The organism is Pseudomonas sp. B16120 (assembly GCF_044218845.1).
Classification (GTDB): Bacteria; Pseudomonadota; Gammaproteobacteria; order Pseudomonadales; family Pseudomonadaceae; genus Aquipseudomonas; species Aquipseudomonas paracarnis.
This window is the reverse complement of sequence record NZ_CP162588.1, coordinates 2,077,573-2,094,028: the sequence shown is the minus strand read 5'-3', so window position 1 is coordinate 2,094,028 and position 16,456 is coordinate 2,077,573. Positions and strand designations below refer to the sequence as shown.

The 16,456-nt window shown below is 59.6% G+C and carries 13 protein-coding genes, 4 tRNA genes and 1 pseudogene; 5 read left to right on the top strand and 13 right to left on the bottom strand.

The genetic code is table 11. The features are described from left to right. Window positions 1-31 precede the first annotated feature (31 nt). Complete coding sequence (locus AB4P90_RS09995; protein ID WP_014717768.1) at window positions 32-1,693, bottom strand: M24 family metallopeptidase; 1,662 nt, start codon at window positions 1,691-1,693, stop codon at window positions 32-34. Between the two features lie 77 nt (window positions 1,694-1,770). Here AB4P90_RS09995 and AB4P90_RS09990 point away from each other — a divergent pair, with 77 nt between their 5' ends. Continuing rightward, a complete protein-coding gene (locus AB4P90_RS09990; RefSeq protein WP_395605845.1) occupies window positions 1,771-3,261 on the top strand; it encodes a PLP-dependent aminotransferase family protein in 1,491 nt (496 codons plus the stop codon). Window positions 3,262-3,266: 5 nt separating this feature from the next. On the opposite strand, the gene gltS is transcribed toward AB4P90_RS09990, so the two are convergent. The 3 genes from gltS to AB4P90_RS09975 form a co-directional block, all read right to left on the bottom strand. Next, on the bottom strand, window positions 3,267-4,478 hold the full coding sequence (gene gltS / locus AB4P90_RS09985; RefSeq protein ID WP_014717766.1) for a sodium/glutamate symporter: 1,212 nt from the start codon (window positions 4,476-4,478) through the stop codon (window positions 3,267-3,269). Between the two features lie 164 nt (window positions 4,479-4,642). Beyond that, the gene (locus AB4P90_RS09980) at window positions 4,643-4,930 is read right to left on the bottom strand and encodes a hypothetical protein (RefSeq protein WP_014717765.1); all 288 of its coding nucleotides are present in this window, start codon (window positions 4,928-4,930) and stop codon (window positions 4,643-4,645) included. 28 nt (window positions 4,931-4,958) lie between these two features. After that, the gene (locus AB4P90_RS09975) at window positions 4,959-6,062 is read right to left on the bottom strand and encodes a polyamine ABC transporter substrate-binding protein (RefSeq protein WP_014717764.1); all 1,104 of its coding nucleotides are present in this window, start codon (window positions 6,060-6,062) and stop codon (window positions 4,959-4,961) included. 137 nt (window positions 6,063-6,199) lie between these two features. On the opposite strand from AB4P90_RS09975, the gene AB4P90_RS09970 reads away from it, so the two are divergent. Beyond that, complete coding sequence (locus tag AB4P90_RS09970; RefSeq protein ID WP_014717763.1) at window positions 6,200-6,991, top strand: LuxR C-terminal-related transcriptional regulator; 792 nt, start codon at window positions 6,200-6,202, stop codon at window positions 6,989-6,991. Between the two features lie 79 nt (window positions 6,992-7,070). Here AB4P90_RS09970 and AB4P90_RS09965 read toward each other — a convergent pair. The 4 genes from AB4P90_RS09965 to AB4P90_RS09950 all read right to left on the bottom strand — a co-directional run bounded on the left by AB4P90_RS09965 (window position 7,071) and on the right by AB4P90_RS09950 (window position 7,485). After that, window positions 7,071-7,146: transfer RNA gene (locus AB4P90_RS09965), tRNA-Gly, on the bottom strand. A 3-nt stretch (window positions 7,147-7,149) separates the two neighbouring features. Continuing rightward, window positions 7,150-7,225 (bottom strand) — tRNA-Glu (locus AB4P90_RS09960). Window positions 7,226-7,330: 105 nt separating this feature from the next. Next, window positions 7,331-7,406 (bottom strand) — tRNA-Gly (locus AB4P90_RS09955). A gap of 3 nt (window positions 7,407-7,409) precedes the next feature. Then, a tRNA-Glu gene (locus AB4P90_RS09950) sits at window positions 7,410-7,485 on the bottom strand. Window positions 7,486-7,844: 359 nt separating this feature from the next. Here AB4P90_RS09950 and AB4P90_RS09945 point away from each other — a divergent pair. Beyond that, complete coding sequence (locus AB4P90_RS09945; protein WP_032872063.1) at window positions 7,845-8,615, top strand: hypothetical protein; 771 nt, start codon at window positions 7,845-7,847, stop codon at window positions 8,613-8,615. 288 nt (window positions 8,616-8,903) lie between these two features. Further along, complete coding sequence (locus AB4P90_RS09940) at window positions 8,904-9,716, top strand: alpha/beta fold hydrolase (protein ID WP_395605844.1); 813 nt, start codon at window positions 8,904-8,906, stop codon at window positions 9,714-9,716. A gap of 36 nt (window positions 9,717-9,752) precedes the next feature. Here AB4P90_RS09940 and AB4P90_RS09935 read toward each other — a convergent pair whose 3' ends face one another. The 4 genes and pseudogenes from AB4P90_RS09935 to AB4P90_RS09920 form a co-directional block, all read right to left on the bottom strand. Continuing rightward, entirely contained in the window at window positions 9,753-10,457 is a 705-nt protein-coding gene (locus AB4P90_RS09935; protein WP_370694800.1) for a methyl-accepting chemotaxis protein, read from the bottom strand. Between the two features lie 201 nt (window positions 10,458-10,658). Further along, window positions 10,659-10,838, bottom strand: a pseudogene (locus AB4P90_RS09930) (HAMP domain-containing protein); the annotation flags it as partial. A gap of 995 nt (window positions 10,839-11,833) precedes the next feature. Continuing rightward, window positions 11,834-13,246, bottom strand: a complete 1,413-nt coding sequence (locus tag AB4P90_RS09925) for a PLP-dependent aminotransferase family protein (RefSeq protein WP_020301709.1) — start codon at window positions 13,244-13,246, stop codon at window positions 11,834-11,836. Between the two features lie 200 nt (window positions 13,247-13,446). After that, window positions 13,447-14,208, bottom strand: a complete 762-nt coding sequence (locus AB4P90_RS09920; RefSeq protein ID WP_014717758.1) for an SDR family oxidoreductase — start codon at window positions 14,206-14,208, stop codon at window positions 13,447-13,449. A 228-nt stretch (window positions 14,209-14,436) separates the two neighbouring features. Between AB4P90_RS09920 and AB4P90_RS09915 the strand changes: the two genes are divergently transcribed. Continuing rightward, on the top strand, window positions 14,437-15,444 hold the full coding sequence (locus tag AB4P90_RS09915) for an NADP-dependent oxidoreductase (RefSeq protein ID WP_395605843.1): 1,008 nt from the start codon (window positions 14,437-14,439) through the stop codon (window positions 15,442-15,444). A 123-nt stretch (window positions 15,445-15,567) separates the two neighbouring features. On the opposite strand, the gene pyrF is transcribed toward AB4P90_RS09915, so the two are convergent. Continuing rightward, complete coding sequence (pyrF, locus tag AB4P90_RS09910) at window positions 15,568-16,266, bottom strand: orotidine-5'-phosphate decarboxylase (RefSeq protein WP_003190068.1); 699 nt, start codon at window positions 16,264-16,266, stop codon at window positions 15,568-15,570. Window positions 16,267-16,456: the final 190 nt, after the last annotated feature.

Sequence of the window (16,456 nt, the reverse complement as noted above, 5' to 3'; positions counted from 1 at the left end):
GGGCTATCGCGCCAAGCACAACTTGGCAGCATCAGCCTTGCAACATCAGCATGTCTTCAAAGAAACCACCGACCGACTCAGTGGGATGGCACAGCTGTATTTCCAGCACCCAGGCCATTTCACTCGGTGGGATCTCCAGGTCAGCCAACACTTTGCTCTCGAACAACGCATGGGGGAAATCTGCAAGGCGGTGCCCTGCCAGGTTGCGTGCCAATCTCCAGCCTTTGGACAGGGCGCTCTGCTCGGCGAAGTCGTAGAGTTCACGCCCAGTCAGGCCACGCAGCCACGCCTGGCGTGTTTCATCAAACACTTCGTGCACGGCCGTTTTGCAGGCCTGGTGCAACGGCGCATCGCCGAACACAAACGTATCGCCATAGTCCCCTTCGTAGCCATCCCACACCGGGCCAAGATCGACCACGGCAATGTCATTAGCGCGCAGCCTGCGCTGACGATCAACACCCTCGCGCGGTGGGCGCACAGTGTCGGCGCCAAAACGAATGTAGGTCGGATGCCAGGTGTGCGAAGCGCCCATGGCCTGCAGTTGCCTTGCGGCCATCTCAAGGGCCTCGCCGGTGGTCATGCCGATCTTCAACTGGCTGGCAATGGCCCCCAGGGCACGCATGGATTTTTCCCGCGCAGCCAACATGCCGTCCAAGGAATAACGCGGGCCGACTTTCTCCCAGACCGGGTCGAACGACAGGGAAACCGTTTCCGCACTTGACCGACCACTGGCAACAAACGCCTCCGCGATAAACCGGTGGCTAGCCAACCCCGCTTCAAGGCAATGGGTGCGCACCTGGCTGAGCATTGCACCATTACCGCACGCATACACCTGGACCTGCTCCCAGCGATGCCCGTGACCCGATGCAACCTCCTGCACCCTGCCCTCTGATGACCGCACGGGATGCCAGCGAAAACGGGGATGCTCAAGCATCGCGTGGTCGAGGAAGGCACTGTCATAAAAGTCCGCCGATTGCGCGCCACCCCAATACAACGTCACTTCGACATCGCGCTTGAGCGCGGTCAGCAGGATAGGCTTGATGCCCGCGTAACCCGTGCCCGTGGCAAATAGGACCACGGGCGCCGCCTCATCGTCCTGCCAGGTACAGGCACCAAACGGCCCTTCCACGTGAAGACGCTCACCCGCGCCGAGATCACCCAGGATACCCTCGGAAAAGTACCCGCCACTCACCCTTCGAATCTGGAAGATCAACCGCCCTTCATCATCGGCGGGCAGGTTGGCAACCGAAAAGCAGCGCGTGTCACCGTCCGCCAGGCGGAACTTGAGGTATTGACCAGGCCGCACCGCCACTGGGCTTTCGGGTATCAATACCAACTCGATCACATCGGGGCCCAGCGCACGCTTGCTATGCACTTGCGCCGCCACTACCAGCGCGGGCGTATCCAGCGACCAGCCGGGAATACGCAGGCGCATGTCGCCGCAGGCGTGGCTCTGGCATAACAACATTTCATTGGCTGCCAGAGGATAAGAAGGCGCCGGCGCACCCGGCGCAAGGCGCTTGGCCCGGTACGCACCTTCGGCGACCACCACCTTGCACGAACCGCAGGCGCCACGGCGGCAGGAGAACGGCACGGCCAAGCCGCTGGCGAGCATGGCGTCGAGCAAGAGTTCATCGCCCGCTTCAAAGGTTTTCCCCGAGGGCGACAGTTCGATGACATGACGTTTATTCATAAAGACCTCGGGATAAGTAAGGCTTGATTGTTGCGCTAGACTAGGCCCATTAAAACCTCCAGATTTGGATACTTCAGATGGTCCAGATGCGTAAATGGCGTCCACTGCTCCGGCTTGAAGAAGGTGCAAGCCAGGCGACTTACCGCAAGATCGCCGAAGGCTTGGTCAATGCCATCCTCGAAGGCCGCCTGCCGCCCGGGACGTTACTGCCGGGCACGCGGGAAATGGCACACTTGCTCGACGTCAACCGCAAGACGGTGATCCTGGCCTACGAAGAAGCCATGACCAAGGGCTGGCTGATCAGCGAGCCGCGCCGTGGCACCTTCGTCAATGCGCAGTTGACACCCACGCAACTGCCCAGCGTTACACAACCGTCTTTCGCACCGAAGTTACTGCACCAACCAGCGGTACCCTATTTCACCCATAACGCCCAAGTGGTCGCGCTTGAGCATCGACACGGCGCGCTGTTTTTCGACAACGGCACCAGCGACCACCGCCTGCTGCCCCAGGCCGTTTTGCACCGTTACTATCGCCATGCATTGCGCAACAGTTTCGCCTCCAATACCGTGCGTTACGGGAGTGAGGGCACCGGCTATCATTTGCGCTGTGCCCTGGCCGAGATGCTGCGTAACAACCGTGGGCTGACGGTCACTGCCGAAAATATCTGCCTGACCCAGGGCACCCAGATGTCCCTGTACCTGAGCGCCAGCCTGCTGCTCAAGCCCGGCGACGTAGTACTGGTGGAACGCTTGAGCTACCCACCGGCCTGGGAAATTTTCCGTCAGCTCGGGGCTCAGTTGGTCACGGTCGACATCGACGATGAAGGTTGCCGCACCGACCAGGTCGAGCGCTTATGCCGTGAGCACAAGGTGCGCATGATTTACCTCACGCCCCATCACCAGTTCCCCACCACCGTGAGCCTGCATGCCGCCCGCCGGCAACACTTGCTGGCCTTGGCCGCGCTGCATGACTTGTGCATTATCGAAGAGGACTACGACCACGAATATCATTTCAGTGGCCGCCCTTACCTACCGCTGGCCAGTGACCGCGCCCAACGCCATGTGCTGTATATCGGCTCGTTGTCCAAAGTGCTGGGCTCGACGTTCCGCTGCAGCTATATCGTCGCGCCCACCTCTGTGATTGAAGCCCTGCAGCGCAATGCCGCGCTGATGTTGGGCGATGCCGACGCGGTCGCTCAAGCCATGCTGGCAGACCTGATCAATGACGGGGAGTTGAAGAAGCATGTGCGCCGCGTGTCGAAAGAATATCGGGCGCGCCGATCCGTGCTGCAGGACTGCCTGGACCAGGCGTTTGGCGCTCGCATACAGGTGCGCGAACCCGAGGGGGGCTTGGCGCTATGGGTACGTTTCGAGGAAGAAATAGACGTCGATAAGTTGGCAAGCGCCGCATTGGACCACGGCGTCGTGGTGCGCAGCGGTCGTCAGTTTTCACCCAACGACCAGCCGGTAAACGCGCTGCGCCTGGGCTTTGCCTCCCTCGACCGGGATGAAATCCAGCAAGCCACGCGGCGCCTGGCCCAGGCGATGAACGCCGTAGGCAGGCGTTGAAAAACTTACCCAGCGGCCCCCAGGAACGGCAGCGCCAGATACAATTTGATCACCACCGCATTGGCGATATCGATGAAGAACGCGCCCACCATCGGCACCACCAGAAACGCGATCTGCGAGGGCCCGAAGCGCTGCGTTACCGCCTGCATATTGGCAATCGCCGTGGGCGTTGCGCCAAGCCCGAAGCCGCAATGGCCTGCCGCCAGCACCGCCGCATCGTAGTTGCGGCCCATCACCCGGAACGTCACGAAAATCGCGAACAGCGCCATCAGCAATGCCTGTGCGGCCAGCAGAATGACAATCGGTAAAGCCAGTGCCGCCAAGTCCCAGAGCTTGAGTGACATCAGCGCCATCGCCAGGAACAACGACAAACTGACATTGCCCAGCACCGAGACTTCGCGCTCGAACACCTGATGCCAGCCGAGCATCGACAGCCCATTGCGCAGCACCACACCGACGAACAATACGCACACGAACGTCGGCAATTCGAACGCGGTGCCTTGGATGGCGGCATTCAACAAGTTGCCGCCCTGCAGACTGATCGCCACCAGCGCCAGGGTCTCGATAAACGAAAACGCGGTGATCAGGCGCTCTTCATTCGGTTGTTCGAACCCCTTGGCCAGGCTCGACTGCGGTTGCCCAATACCTGGCACCTCGACCCGCTTGATCAGAAAACGCGCCACGGGCCCGCCGATCAGGCCACCGAGCACCAGGCCAAAGGTCGCCGAGGCAATCGCCAGTTCAGACGCAGACGCCACGCCATACTGCTCACTGAACACCGCGCCCCAGGCCGCACCGGTGCCATGCCCACCGGACAGAGTCACCGAACCCGCAAGCAGGCCCATCAATGGGTCAAGCCCGAGCGCCGAGGCCAGCGCGATACCCATGGCGTTTTGCACCACCAGCAAGCCCGTTACCACCAGCAGAAACACCGCCAGGATCCGCCCGCCTTTCTTCAGGCTGGCAAAATCGGCGTTCAAACCGATGGTGGCAAAGAACGCCAGCATCAAGGGGGTTTGCAATGAAGGATCGAAGCGTACTTCGATATCGGCAAACCCGCGCAACGCCAGGAGCAGCATGGCGACCAACAGGCCACCGGCTACGGGTTCCGGAATGTTGTAGGTACGTAAGAAGCCGATGCGAGCCACAAGCCCGCGCCCCAGCAATAGCACCAGTGAAGCGGCAACGAGGGTTGAATAGAAATCGAGTTGAAGCATCCGGTCAGTTCTCTGAAGTGGACAAGGAGAATGGGTGGCCAGAGTAGAGAGCACAGGGCGAAAAGGCATCCACCCTACAAAAAACACAGACTTTCCCTACAAGCTTCACAATAATAACCTACAACCGCCTGCACCTCGCCCATCCAGAGATACGCACAGTAGACTTATCGACGACGCCTTCGCAGCAGAGGCCAGTTTGAGGCGATCTCACCCGGCTCAGCGTCACGCCCTGCGACTCGCACCAGATCTGGAAACTCAAGCAACAGGGCACGATTACCCCGGCCAATGTGCTCCATCACCGCCAGGGTAATATTTTCCCGCACCATGCCCGTCGAAACGTAGTACATGGCCCAGGCCTGTTCTGGCGTACACAGGCCGATCTGCTCTTCAATCTCTTTGTAGGCCTTGTAGTCGTCCGACTCTAAATAGCGCTGATCACCGCCCTGGCGCATGCTGTCTCCCTCCCCGACCTCGTCCCCGTCACGTACCGCTTTTGACCTTGGTCCAGACCCGTGTGCGAATGCGCTCCGCCTTCAGCGGCAAGGGCTCAAGCGGAACCAGTGTGGCCATGGTCTTTTTATCGGGATAGATCCAAGGGTTATCCCGCAACTTTTGTTCGACGAACTCAGTGGCGTCTTTATTGGCGTTGGGATAGAGCATGTAGTTGGATGTCTTGGCTATCACCTGTGGCCGCAGCATGTAGTTGATGAACGCCAGAGCGGCCTTTGGGTGGCGAGCGTCCTTGAGCAACACCCAGTTTTCAGACCAGACCAAGGCGCCTTCGCGCGGCAGGCTGTAGGCAATCTTGCGGCCACTGTTGGACTTTTCATTAATCGCCTGCGCCGCCAGGGCACCATTGGCCCAGCCGACGACAGCACAGATATTGCCGTCCGCCAGGTCGGTGTCGATTCTGGACGAATCGAAATAGAGCACATAGGGGCGGATTTTCAACAGCAGCGCCTGGGCCTTCTGGTAATCCTCGGGATCAGTGCTGTTGCTGGGCAGCCCCAGGTAGTGCAAGGCAATGGAAATGATCTCGCTGGGGGAGTCGAGCATGGCCACGCCACAAGACTTGAGCTTGCTGATGTTTTCTTCTTTGAAGATCAGGTCCCAGCTGTCCACCGGGGCGTCATCGCCCAGCGCCGCCTTGACTTTATCCACGTCGTAGCCAATGCCGGTGGTGCCCCAGACATAGGGCACGGCGTAGCGGTTACCGGGGTCATTGACCGCCAGCAGGGAGAGGATGTCAGGGTCGATGTGCGAAAGGTTGCTCAACTGCGCGCGATCCAGCGGCTGCAGCACCCCGGCCTTGATCAAGCCCGGCAATACATTGGAGGTGGCCACCACCAGGTCATAGCCGGTGCGCCCAGCCATGACCTTGCTCTGCATGATTTCGGCGCTGTCGAAAGCATCCATATGCAGCTTGATGCCGGTCTCCTGCTGGAATTGCTTGGGCGTCTGCGGTTCAAGAAACCCGAACCAGTTATACAGATACACCGAAGATTCAGCGGCGGCTGCGGGCGTGCTGATTGCAGCGCCCATAAGCGAAGCTAAAAAAATAGCTCGCAAGTGTGCTCGACTCATATGACTATCCCTGTCCACACGACGCGCCCTCATGGCTATCGTAAGCTCGGGGTGAATATACCGAGCCTCGACGAATAGTAAATACCTACAAGTACTTAGCTCTGGCCTGCAAAGCCCTAACCCTAAAGGGGTAGAACATGTCGCTTGACCTTCATAGCCTGGCTTGGCACCGATCGGTTGGAAAACTGATCATGCAGCTCAATCGCCCTGAGTTCTGGAGTTCGTTGATTCGCGTATTGAATGAATATGTGCAGATAGACAATTGGGTGGTGCTGGTTTTTGGCGACCACGCAGTGCGTGTGATCAGCCTGCCCGAAGTAGCAGACAGCGAAGAAATCGACGCCTTTATTCACCGCTATGTGAAAGGCCTGTATCTGCTGGACCCGTTTTATATCGCTGATCGAGAAAACCCACAGAGCGGGTTCTTCCATCTGCTCGACATTGCGCCGGAACACTTCCGGGAAACCGAGTACTACCAGCAATATTTCGCGCAATACATCTCGGTCGATGAGGCGCAATACAACGTAAGGCTCGATGCCGGTACAACGCTGTGCATGTCGTTTGGCAGCAACCTGCGATTCACCCAGGCGCAGATAACGGTATTGGACATGATCAAGCCGTGGGTAACGGCAATGATGCATCAACGCATGGGCTTTGAAACTGACCCGGCAAAAAATCTTGCCGAGCCGGCCCCATGGGCTGAGGCACTTACTCAGTTGGAAGCACAAGTAACGGCACGTGAAAAGGACGTACTCAAGTTACTGCTCAGTGGGTTCTCCAACAAAGAGATCGCCGGCAAGCTGTCGCTGTCGACGGAAACCATCAAGGTTCACCGCCGCAACATCTACAGCAAGCTGAATATCAAATCGCAGTCCGAACTGTTTGCGCGGTTTTTTATGCCACGGCAGGAGATTCCTTCGACGCTTTGAACGGGGGCGGTGCGCTGGCGAAGTAAATTGCGCACAAACAAAAACGCCGATCATCACTGATCGGCGTTTTCGTTAAATATGGAGCGGGAAACGAGACTCGAACTCGCGACCCCGACCTTGGCAAGGTCGTGCTCTACCAACTGAGCTATTCCCGCAAATGGCGTCCCCTAGGGGACTCGAACCCCTGTTACCGCCGTGAAAGGGCGGTGTCCTAGGCCACTAGACGAAGGGGACACGCTACTGAAACACATGGTGTGTGTTCCAGTGCCCAGAGGCCTTGTCCGAAGACTTGGTCCTGGTTTCACTCAATGCCGCCCGAAGGCCACACTGCTTGTAAATTGGAGCGGGAAACGAGACTCGAACTCGCGACCCCGACCTTGGCAAGGTCGTGCTCTACCAACTGAGCTATTCCCGCATATGGCGTCCCCTAGGGGACTCGAACCCCTGTTACCGCCGTGAAAGGGCGGTGTCCTAGGCCACTAGACGAAGGGGACACACGTACAACATTCACTCCCTACCGCGTTTCGCTGTGTGCTTTACGCTGTAAGTGGCGCGCATTCTATGGATGGATTGAAAGGTCGTCAACCCCCAAGGATAAATTTATTTAAATCAACGACTTCGCCATGGTTTCACGGCCTTCGCGGGCATTGGCACCGTCCGAGCCTTGACGCCTATATTCTGGCGTTCGACAAGACGCTATAGTTCACCCAGGCAAATGATGGCAATGTGCATCCATTCAGGGAACGCCTACTTATATAGAAGAAATCACCTGGGCAACTGGTCGATCGGTCCTATCCGCCGGATGACCCAGTCACTACACTCCACAGCAAACCCTATTAAAGAGGTCACACCAGTGACACCACTCATGATCACCCTGCTGGTAATAGCCGGGATCGTAATACTGATCGCCATTGGCTACATGAACCACGTGGTGGAAAACAACAAGCTGGAAAAGAAGCGTACCGAGATCGAGCTTAACGATCGGCTGCGTCGCTGCGGTGAAATTACCGAGACCTTCCCCGGCCAACTGATGACCCCAGCGCTCAAGCTGTTGCTGGCTCGCCTGGAACTGAACGTCAACCAGCGCCTGTTGAATCTCAACAAGTCCAGCACACCGCTCAAGGCGCGTATCACCGAACTGAATGCGCTGATCGCCCAAGGCGAATCGATTCCGGTGGCCAACCCACCGGCACCGATCCAGACCGAGGCCAAGGCCAAGGACGTGCGCTTCCTGCTCGAAGCCCTGCACGGCCAAGTCACCCGCGCCGCGCAGGATGGCTTCCTGCCGACCAACGAAGCCAAGCACTGGATCAAGGAAATCCGTCATATCCTGGTGCTGCTGCACATCGAGTTTTTCAACAACCTCGGCCAGCACGCCCTGCTGCAAGGCCAACCCGGCCAGGCACGCCTGGCGTTCGAACGCGGCGTGCAGTACCTGCGCAAACAGCCGGAGCCGGTGCTCTACAGCGCCCAGTTGCAACTGCTGGAGTCCCAACTGGCGCGCGCCAACTCCACAGTGCTGACTAACAGCCAGCCTGCCGAGGACGAAGTCAACGAGTTGACCGAGGGCTTGAAAGTCGTCGACGCCGATGCCGAGTGGAAGAAGAAAGCTATCTACGATTGATGGCATCGCGAACGCAATGCTCAAAGCAACGAACATCAAAGCTGGCTTGCCTGCGAAGACGTCGACTCAGCAACATTGATGTTGACTGACACACCGCTTTCGCGAGCAAGCCCGCTCCCACAGTGGGATTGTGGGGTGTCAGGTAGGTGAGCATCGGCTGGCAGGCCTTCATCGCAGGCAAGCCAGCTCCCACAGTGAAATCATCACATGCCATCAATGTGCACCTATCCTCCTGCCCCCGACTAGCGTAAAAAAGTGCCCCTCACTCCGTGAAACTAGAGGCCTGTTATGCCTGTCGCCGTGATTGATGGACAACCGCTGCACTATATCGACCAGGGCGCCGGCCCCGTCGTGCTACTGGGTTCGAGTTACCTGTGGGCCAGCGACATGTGGGCGCCGCAGATTGAAGCGCTGTCGCAGCAATACCGCGTGATCGTCCCCGAGTTGTGGGGCCACGGTGAGTCCGGGCCGTTGCCAGCAAACACCCATTCCCTGGATGACCTCGCCCGCCAGGCCCTGGCGCTGCTGGATCACTTGAGCATCGAGCAAGCCAACCTGGTGGGCCTCTCGGTCGGCGGCATGTGGGGCTCACGCCTGGCATTGCAGGCTCCCGAGCGCATCAACAGCGTGGTGCTGATGGACACTTACCTCGGGGCCGAACCCGAAGCAACGCGCCAGTACTATTTCTCGCTGTTCAAGATGATTGAAGACGCCGGGGCGATCCCCGAACAATTGCTGGATGTGATCGCACCGATCTTCTTCCGCCCGAACATCGACCGCGAATCCGCGCTGTACCGGGATTTTCGCCAGTCACTGCAAGACTTCCCCAGAGAACGCTTGCTGGACAGTATCGTGCCGCTGGGCCGCCTGATCTTCAGCCGCAAAGACATCTTGGAGCAATTACCTGGCTTGGACGCCGACACCACCTTGGTGATGTGCGGCGAACAGGACAAACCCCGACCACCTGCAGAATCCGAGGAAATGGCCGACCTGATCGGTTGCAGCCTGATCCTGATCCCCGAAGCCGGGCATATCTCCAGCCGCGAGAACCCGGATTTCGTCAACGAGGCGCTGCTGACCTTCCTCGCCAACCACGCCTGATCGCCCTGCCCTCAGATCGCAGCGTCTACGCTGCGATCAAAGGCGGAAATGCCCCACCATCCCCTTGAGTTGCGCGCCCAACTGCGCCAACTGGATGCTCGAGGCGGCATTGCCTTGCATGCTCAACGCAGAATGATCGGCACTCGCCCGAATACTGGTGACGCTGCGGTTGATCTCTTCGGCCACCGAGCTTTGCTCCTCGGCGGCGGCGGCGATCTGTTGGTTCATCTGCTGGATCAATGAAACAGCCGCCGCAATGCTGCCCAAGGCCCCTTCGGTCTCCAGTGCATCACTGACCGCCAGTTTCACCAGCTCGCCACTCTGCTGGATCTGCTGCACCGAGGACTGCGCCGCACTGCGCAGCGTGCTGACCAGCCGTTCGATTTCCTCGGTCGATTGTTGGGTGCGCTTGGCCAGTGCCCGCACTTCATCGGCCACCACCGCAAAGCCACGCCCCTGCTCACCGGCACGCGCCGCCTCAATCGCAGCGTTCAAAGCCAGCAAGTTGGTCTGTTCGGCCACGCTCTGGATCACGCTCAAGACGGTACCTATATTCTGGATTTGCGCGCTGAGGCTTTCGATGCTGGCGCTGGCACTGTTGCTCGACGTCGCCAGCAATTCGATACGCTGAAGGCTCATGCGTACCACCTGTTGGCCGCTATCGACCTTGGCATCCGCGGTCTGCGCGGCTTGGGCCGCCTGCTCGGCATTGCGTGCCACATCGTGCACCGTGGCGGTCATCTGGTTCATCGCCGTGGCGACTTGCTCGGTTTCGTCCTTCTGGTTGCTGACTTCGGCAGTGGTTTGCTCGGTGACGCTGGACAATGAATGCGCGGAGCTGGCGAGCTGTTCGATCCCCGCCTGCAACCCGCTGACCATCTGGCTCAAGCTATTGCCCATCTGCTGCATCGCCTGCATCAACTGGCCGATTTCATCACGACGGCTGATCTCCATGCGCCCACTCAGGTCACCCGAGGCGATCTGCTGGGCCACGGCGATCACCGCGCGCAACGGCGCAACAATCAAGCGAGTGATCCCCCATGCAGCGATCAAGCCCACCAGCAGCGCCAGGGCGGATGAGCCGATGATCAGCAACGTGCTGTGCTGCAACTGTGTTTGCATGGACTGGTCTTCGGCGGCATACGCCTGGTTGACCCGGCTGACCACTTGCTCGGCGCGGTCATGCAATTGCGTGTAGACCACTTTTTCCTGGGCCAGCAGCCCGGTGTATTCGCCGAGCTTTCCACTGAACGACGCGATATGCCCGGCGACTTCGTTGAGCACGGTCTGGTAGCCGGGGTCCTTGACCGTGGTTTTGAGTGTCTCGACTTCAGCCAGGGCCTGGTCGGCTTGCTCGATCTTGCCCTGCCCGGCGTCGTCTGCGTCCGCCCTGCGGCTCTGATCCAGGCGCACCCGCGCTTCGTTCATGGCCTGCAACATCAGCCGCGACACCTGGCTGACCTGCCCTGCCTGCTCGATAAACGCCGCGCCCTCCTTGCCTTGGCTTTCCTTGAGGCCATAGGCGCCGTCGTCCGCCAGCCCGGCTTGCAGCACATCCAGGTTATTGGCCACGCTGGACACCGACCAACTGGCCATTTCCAGGGCGAGGTCTTTGGTCTGGGTCAACTCGACGAACTCATCGAATGCCTGGCGATAGGCGACCAAAGCTTGCTCAACATCACCCATCACTCGCTCGTTGCTGGCGGACCGCGCCTTGAGACGCGTGGCCTGGGCCATCAGCGCATCGACACTGGCATGCAGGGCCTCAACGGCATTGGGGTCGGCGTGCAACGCATAGTCTTGCTCGATCAAGCGCACCTTGAGCAGGTCGCTGTTGAGCGTCGACATCGACGTAAGACCCTCGAAGCGCTGGCCGATGGTCTGCAGGGACCACACACCGATGGCCGCTACCAGGGCCGTCAACAGCAGTACCAGGGTAAAACCCAAGCCGAGTTTTTTTGCCATACCGAGGTTGGCGAAACGTCGTTGCACGCCCGAAATCATTGCACTTGATCCTCTTGCGATGGCAAATGCCATAAGCCAGGTTTACAAGCAGCGAGATTCGCAACCCCGAGGCACTGAGCACAAGCCGCTGGCGCCGGAATAATGGCAAAAAGCTACATGTGCGTCGTTTTCAGAATGGTCGAGGTCGATCTCGCTGCACCCATAGCGCGGAACAGCGTCAATGCGCGTTGATCAGCGGCGTAGGCCACATTGATGCGCAGCCATTCGCTGCGCTCACCCGTGGGGCTGAACAACGCACCCGGCGACAGCAACACACCCAGCCGCTGGGCGCAGGCTTGCAATCGCAAGGGGTCGGCCAAGCCTGGTCGTGCCCACAGGAACATCCCGCCCGCGGGTGCGGCAAATACCTGCCACTCTTCATCCTCCAGCACCTGCAGAGTGGCAGCCATCTGCGCAGTCAGGCGCTTGCGCAGGCGCTGCATCCACTTACGGTAAGTGCCGTTACTCAGCAACGTCGCCACCATGGCTTCGGCAAACCGTGAGGTGCCGATGCCTGTCAGGGTCTTGAGCTGGACCAATTGCGTGATGATCGCGGCATTGGCGCACAGGTAACCCACGCGCAGGGCACTGCTCAGTGTCTTGGAAAAGCTCGACACATAGATCACCCGCTCATCATGGGCAAGCGCCGACAAGCGTGTGCAACTGGCATGTTGCAGGTCGCCGTAAACGTCCTCTTCGATAATCAGGAAGTCGCGCTCGCGTGCCAACTCCAACAAGCGCTCCGCCACCGGACGACTCAAACTGGTCCCCGTGGGGTTGTGATACAGGCTGTTGATGAACAGGCACTTGGGCCGGTGGATGTGCAGCAGCGCTTCCAATGCCGGAATATCCGGGCCACCACGGGTGCGCGGCACTTGCAGCAGCGTAACGCCCTGAAAGGCCAGTTGGCGATAGAGATTGCCATACCCGGGTGTCTCGACCACCACCTTATCACCTGGCTTGAGCAGCGTGCGTATCAGCAGGTCCTGGGCATGGCTGGCGCCGTGGGTGGTGAGAATACGGTCCAGGCTGGTGGGCACGTGTATCTGGGTCAGGCGTTTGAGCAGTTGTTCGCGCAACGCCGGCAACCCCAAGGGTGTGCTGTAGTTGAACAGGCCGCCAGTGTCGGTACGGCTCAGTTCGCGGATCGCGTAGTTGATGTCATCGCTTTCGCGCCAGGTGTCGGGTAGCCAGCCGCAGCCCAGCTTCAGCTGGCCCAGTGGGCCATCGGTAAATGCCCCCCAGCCCTGTTCCGCACCCTCATACCAATGGTTTTCGTGGACCGTCGTGGGTGACGCCACCACAAACCCCGAGCCATGTCGGGGGGCCAGCAGCCCCTGGGCCACCAATCGTTCGAATGCCTCGATCACACTGGCCTGGCTCAGCAGGTTATCGAGGGCCAATTGGCGAATGGACGGCAAGCGTGTGCCAGGGCTCACCCCCTCCTTGCGAATCCATTCTGCCACCGCGCTGACGATCTGCTGAACAACCGGTACCAGGGCTTGTCGATCGATCCCTAAATCCATGAGCCACTCACTTCAACTGTCTGTTAACCCAAAACAGTTAAGCACAGAAGCTCAGTAAAACCGGCCGCCAACTTTTATTAAAGTATTGATTTTATTGGGTTATTTACCTAGTGAAACATATTCGGGCGCAGCCCACTGCCCGCCATGGAAACGCCCCACAGCACCTGGCTCTGTTTTCGAATGCCACGCGACCTGCCGTCCTAGATCGCTGTCGCGCCGCCGTCCACCGCCAGGGCCTGACCGGTGGTAAATGCTGCGCCATCACTGCACAGGTACAACACGGCGCTGGCGATTTCCTCAACCTTGCCAATGCGTCCGACCGGGTGCATGGCGGCGGCAAACTCAGCCTTGCGTGGGTCGGCCTCATAGGCGCGGCGAAACATGTCGGTATCAATCACGGCCGGGCAGACCGCATTCACGCGGATTTTCTTCTTCGCATACTCGATGGCCGCCGACTTCGTCAGCCCGATCACCGCATGCTTGGACGCCGCATAGATGCTCATCTTCGGTGCCGCCCCCAACCCCGCCACCGATGCGGTGTTGACGATGGCCCCACCGCCCTGGGCCAACAGCAACGGCAGCTGATACTTCATGCACAGCCACACGCCTTTGACGTTAACCCCCATGATCGCATCGAACTCATCAAGACTGCCGTCGGCCAGCTTGCCCTTCTCGATCTCGATGCCGGCGTTGTTGAAGGCGTAGTCCAGGCGTCCATAGGTGGCGACGGTCTGAGCCATCAATTGCTGCACGTCCGCGTCGAGCGTGACGTTGCAGCGCACAAATATCCCTTCGCCACCGGCCTGGTGGATCAATGCCACAGTGCCCTCACCTCCCGCCACATCAAGGTCAGCGACCACCACCTTCAAGCCTTCGGCGGCGAATGCCAGCGCGGTGGCGCGGCCAATACCAGCGGCGGCGCCGGTCACCAAGGCGACCTGGCCGGAAAACGTCATGCTCATGGGAACTGTCCTGTGGAGTTAGTAGCGATGGAGCGAGTCTAGCCAACGCCGGGAGCCGCACGTCAGCACTATCAGAAGGCCGGTTGGCGCTGCATGAATCGCAGTGATAAAGCGGACCGGCTGATTATCAATGAGGCCTATTGCCGGGCATTCGCCTGCGCCGCACACCCTTGCCCTTCTGCCACTGAGGGTCTATCACTCATGTTCCATTTCTAAAGAGCCCTTGCCATGACCGCCCAGACCAACCGCCAATTTCTGCTCGCCAAACGCCCGGTCGGTGCCGCCACGCGCGAGACCTTCACTTACCAGGAAGTACCGGTGGGCGAACCCCAGAAAGGCCAGGTGCTGGTGCGCAATGAATACCTGTCCCTCGACCCGGCCATGCGTGGCTGGATGAATGAAGGCAAGTCCTACATCCCACCAGTAGGCATCGGCGAAGTGATGCGCGCCCTGGGCGTAGGCAAGGTGATTGCCTCGAAGCATCCGAACTTCGCGGTGGGGGACTACGTGAACGGTGCACTGGGCGTGCAGGATTACTTCCTTGGCGAGCCCCGTGGTTTCTATAAGGTGGACCCCAAGCTAGCGCCCCTGCCCCGCTACCTGTCCGCCCTGGGCATGACCGGCATGACGGCGTACTTTGCCCTGCTGGACACCGGCGCACCGAAAACCGGTGACACCGTGGTGATCTCGGGTGCTGCCGGTGCCGTGGGTAGCATCGCCGGGCAGATCGCCAAGCTCAAAGGCTGTCGCGTGGTGGGGATCGCCGGTGGCGCCGAAAAGTGCAAGTTCCTGGTGGATGAGCTGGGCTTCGACGCCGCCATCGACTACAAAAACGAAGACGTGCCCGCCGCCCTCAAGCGCGAGTGCCCCAAAGACGTGGACGTGTATTTCGATAACGTCGGCGGGGATATTCTCGACGCCGTGCTCAGCCGCCTGGCGCTCAAAGCCCGCGTAGTGATTTGCGGCGCAATCAGCCAGTACAACAACAAGGAAGCGGTCAAAGGTCCGGCCAACTACCTGTCATTGCTGGTCAATCGTGCGCGCATGGAAGGCTTTGTGGTGATGGACCACGCGGCGAACTTCGCGGCGGCGGGCCAGGAAATGGCCGGCTGGATGGCCCAGGGCAAGCTCAAGAGCAAGGAAGATATTGTCGAAGGGCTGGAGACATTCCCGGAAACGCTGATGAAGCTGTTCAATGGCGAGAACTTCGGGAAGTTGGTGCTCAAAGTCAGCTGAAACAACACAAAAACAAATGTGGGAGCTGGCTTGCCTGCGATGCAAGCAACTCGGTTTCTAAGTGATACCGAGTTGATACTATCGCAGGCAAGCCAGCTCCCACATTTTTGCTCACTCTAAAAATCAGGCGATCTCGGCGACGACCGCTGCCAACGCCTTGGCAGGATCCGCCGCCTGGCTGATCGGACGGCCAATCACCAGGTAATCCGAGCCCGCATCCAGGGCCTGGCGTGGGGTCAGGATGCGGCGTTGGTCATCCTGGGCGCTGCCGGTGGGACGGATACCCGGTGTCACCAGTTGCAACGACGGGTGAGCGTTCTTCAAGGCCTGGGCTTCCAGGGCCGAACACACCAGGCCGTCGAGGCCGGCTTTCTGCGCCAGGGCTGCCAGGCGCAACACCTGAACCTGCGGCTCGATATCCAGGCCAATACCTGCCAGGTCTTCACGCTCCATGCTGGTGAGCACGGTTACACCGATCAACAACGGTTTTGGGCCGCTGCGCTGTTCCAGCACTTCGCGGCAGGCGCTCATCATGCGCAGGCCACCGGAGCAGTGCACATTGACCATCCACACGCCCATCTCGGCCGCGGCTTTGACGGCCATCGCCGTGGTGTTGGGGATGTCATGGAATTTCAGGTCCAGGAACACTTCGAAGCCTTTGTCACGCAGGGTGCCGACGATTTCCGCCGCGCAACTGGTAAACAGTTCCTTGCCGACCTTGACCCGGCAAAGCTTGGGGTCCAACTGGTCAGCCAGCTTCAGTGCGGCGTCACGGGTGGGGTAATCCAGGGCGACGATGATAGGAGTCTGGCAGACGGACATTGGAATGGGCTCTCAGGCAAGTCGAAATCGGCGCGGATTGTAGCGCAAGCAGCGCCGTTGCGGGATCCGATGATCGGTAAATACTGATCAAGCGCCCAATACCGGCAATTCAGAGCAATTGTTTCAACCCCGATACATTCACGACACGCCCCCAATACGCCGCCCGGCTAGCCTCGCGCACATGACCGTC

Coding starts and splice junctions, on each gene's coding strand:
- AB4P90_RS09970 (WP_014717763.1), top strand. CDS start 6,200: ATGTCGCTTGACCTTCATAGCCTGGCTTGGCACCGATCGGTTGGAAAA.
- AB4P90_RS09980 (WP_014717765.1), bottom strand. CDS start 4,930: ATGCGCCAGGGCGGTGATCAGCGCTATTTAGAGTCGGACGACTACAAG.
- pyrF (WP_003190068.1), bottom strand. CDS start 16,266: ATGTCCGTCTGCCAGACTCCTATCATCGTCGCCCTGGATTACCCCACC.
- AB4P90_RS09925 (WP_020301709.1), bottom strand. CDS start 13,246: ATGGATTTAGGGATCGATCGACAAGCCCTGGTACCGGTTGTTCAGCAG.
- gltS (WP_014717766.1), bottom strand. CDS start 4,478: ATGCTTCAACTCGATTTCTATTCAACCCTCGTTGCCGCTTCACTGGTG.
- AB4P90_RS09920 (WP_014717758.1), bottom strand. CDS start 14,208: ATGAGCATGACGTTTTCCGGCCAGGTCGCCTTGGTGACCGGCGCCGCC.
- AB4P90_RS09995 (WP_014717768.1), bottom strand. CDS start 1,693: ATGAATAAACGTCATGTCATCGAACTGTCGCCCTCGGGGAAAACCTTT.
- AB4P90_RS09915 (WP_395605843.1), top strand. CDS start 14,437: ATGACCGCCCAGACCAACCGCCAATTTCTGCTCGCCAAACGCCCGGTC.
- AB4P90_RS09940 (WP_395605844.1), top strand. CDS start 8,904: ATGCCTGTCGCCGTGATTGATGGACAACCGCTGCACTATATCGACCAG.
- AB4P90_RS09990 (WP_395605845.1), top strand. CDS start 1,771: ATGGTCCAGATGCGTAAATGGCGTCCACTGCTCCGGCTTGAAGAAGGT.
- AB4P90_RS09975 (WP_014717764.1), bottom strand. CDS start 6,062: ATGAGTCGAGCACACTTGCGAGCTATTTTTTTAGCTTCGCTTATGGGC.
- AB4P90_RS09935 (WP_370694800.1), bottom strand. CDS start 10,457: ATGACCGCCACGGTGCACGATGTGGCACGCAATGCCGAGCAGGCGGCC.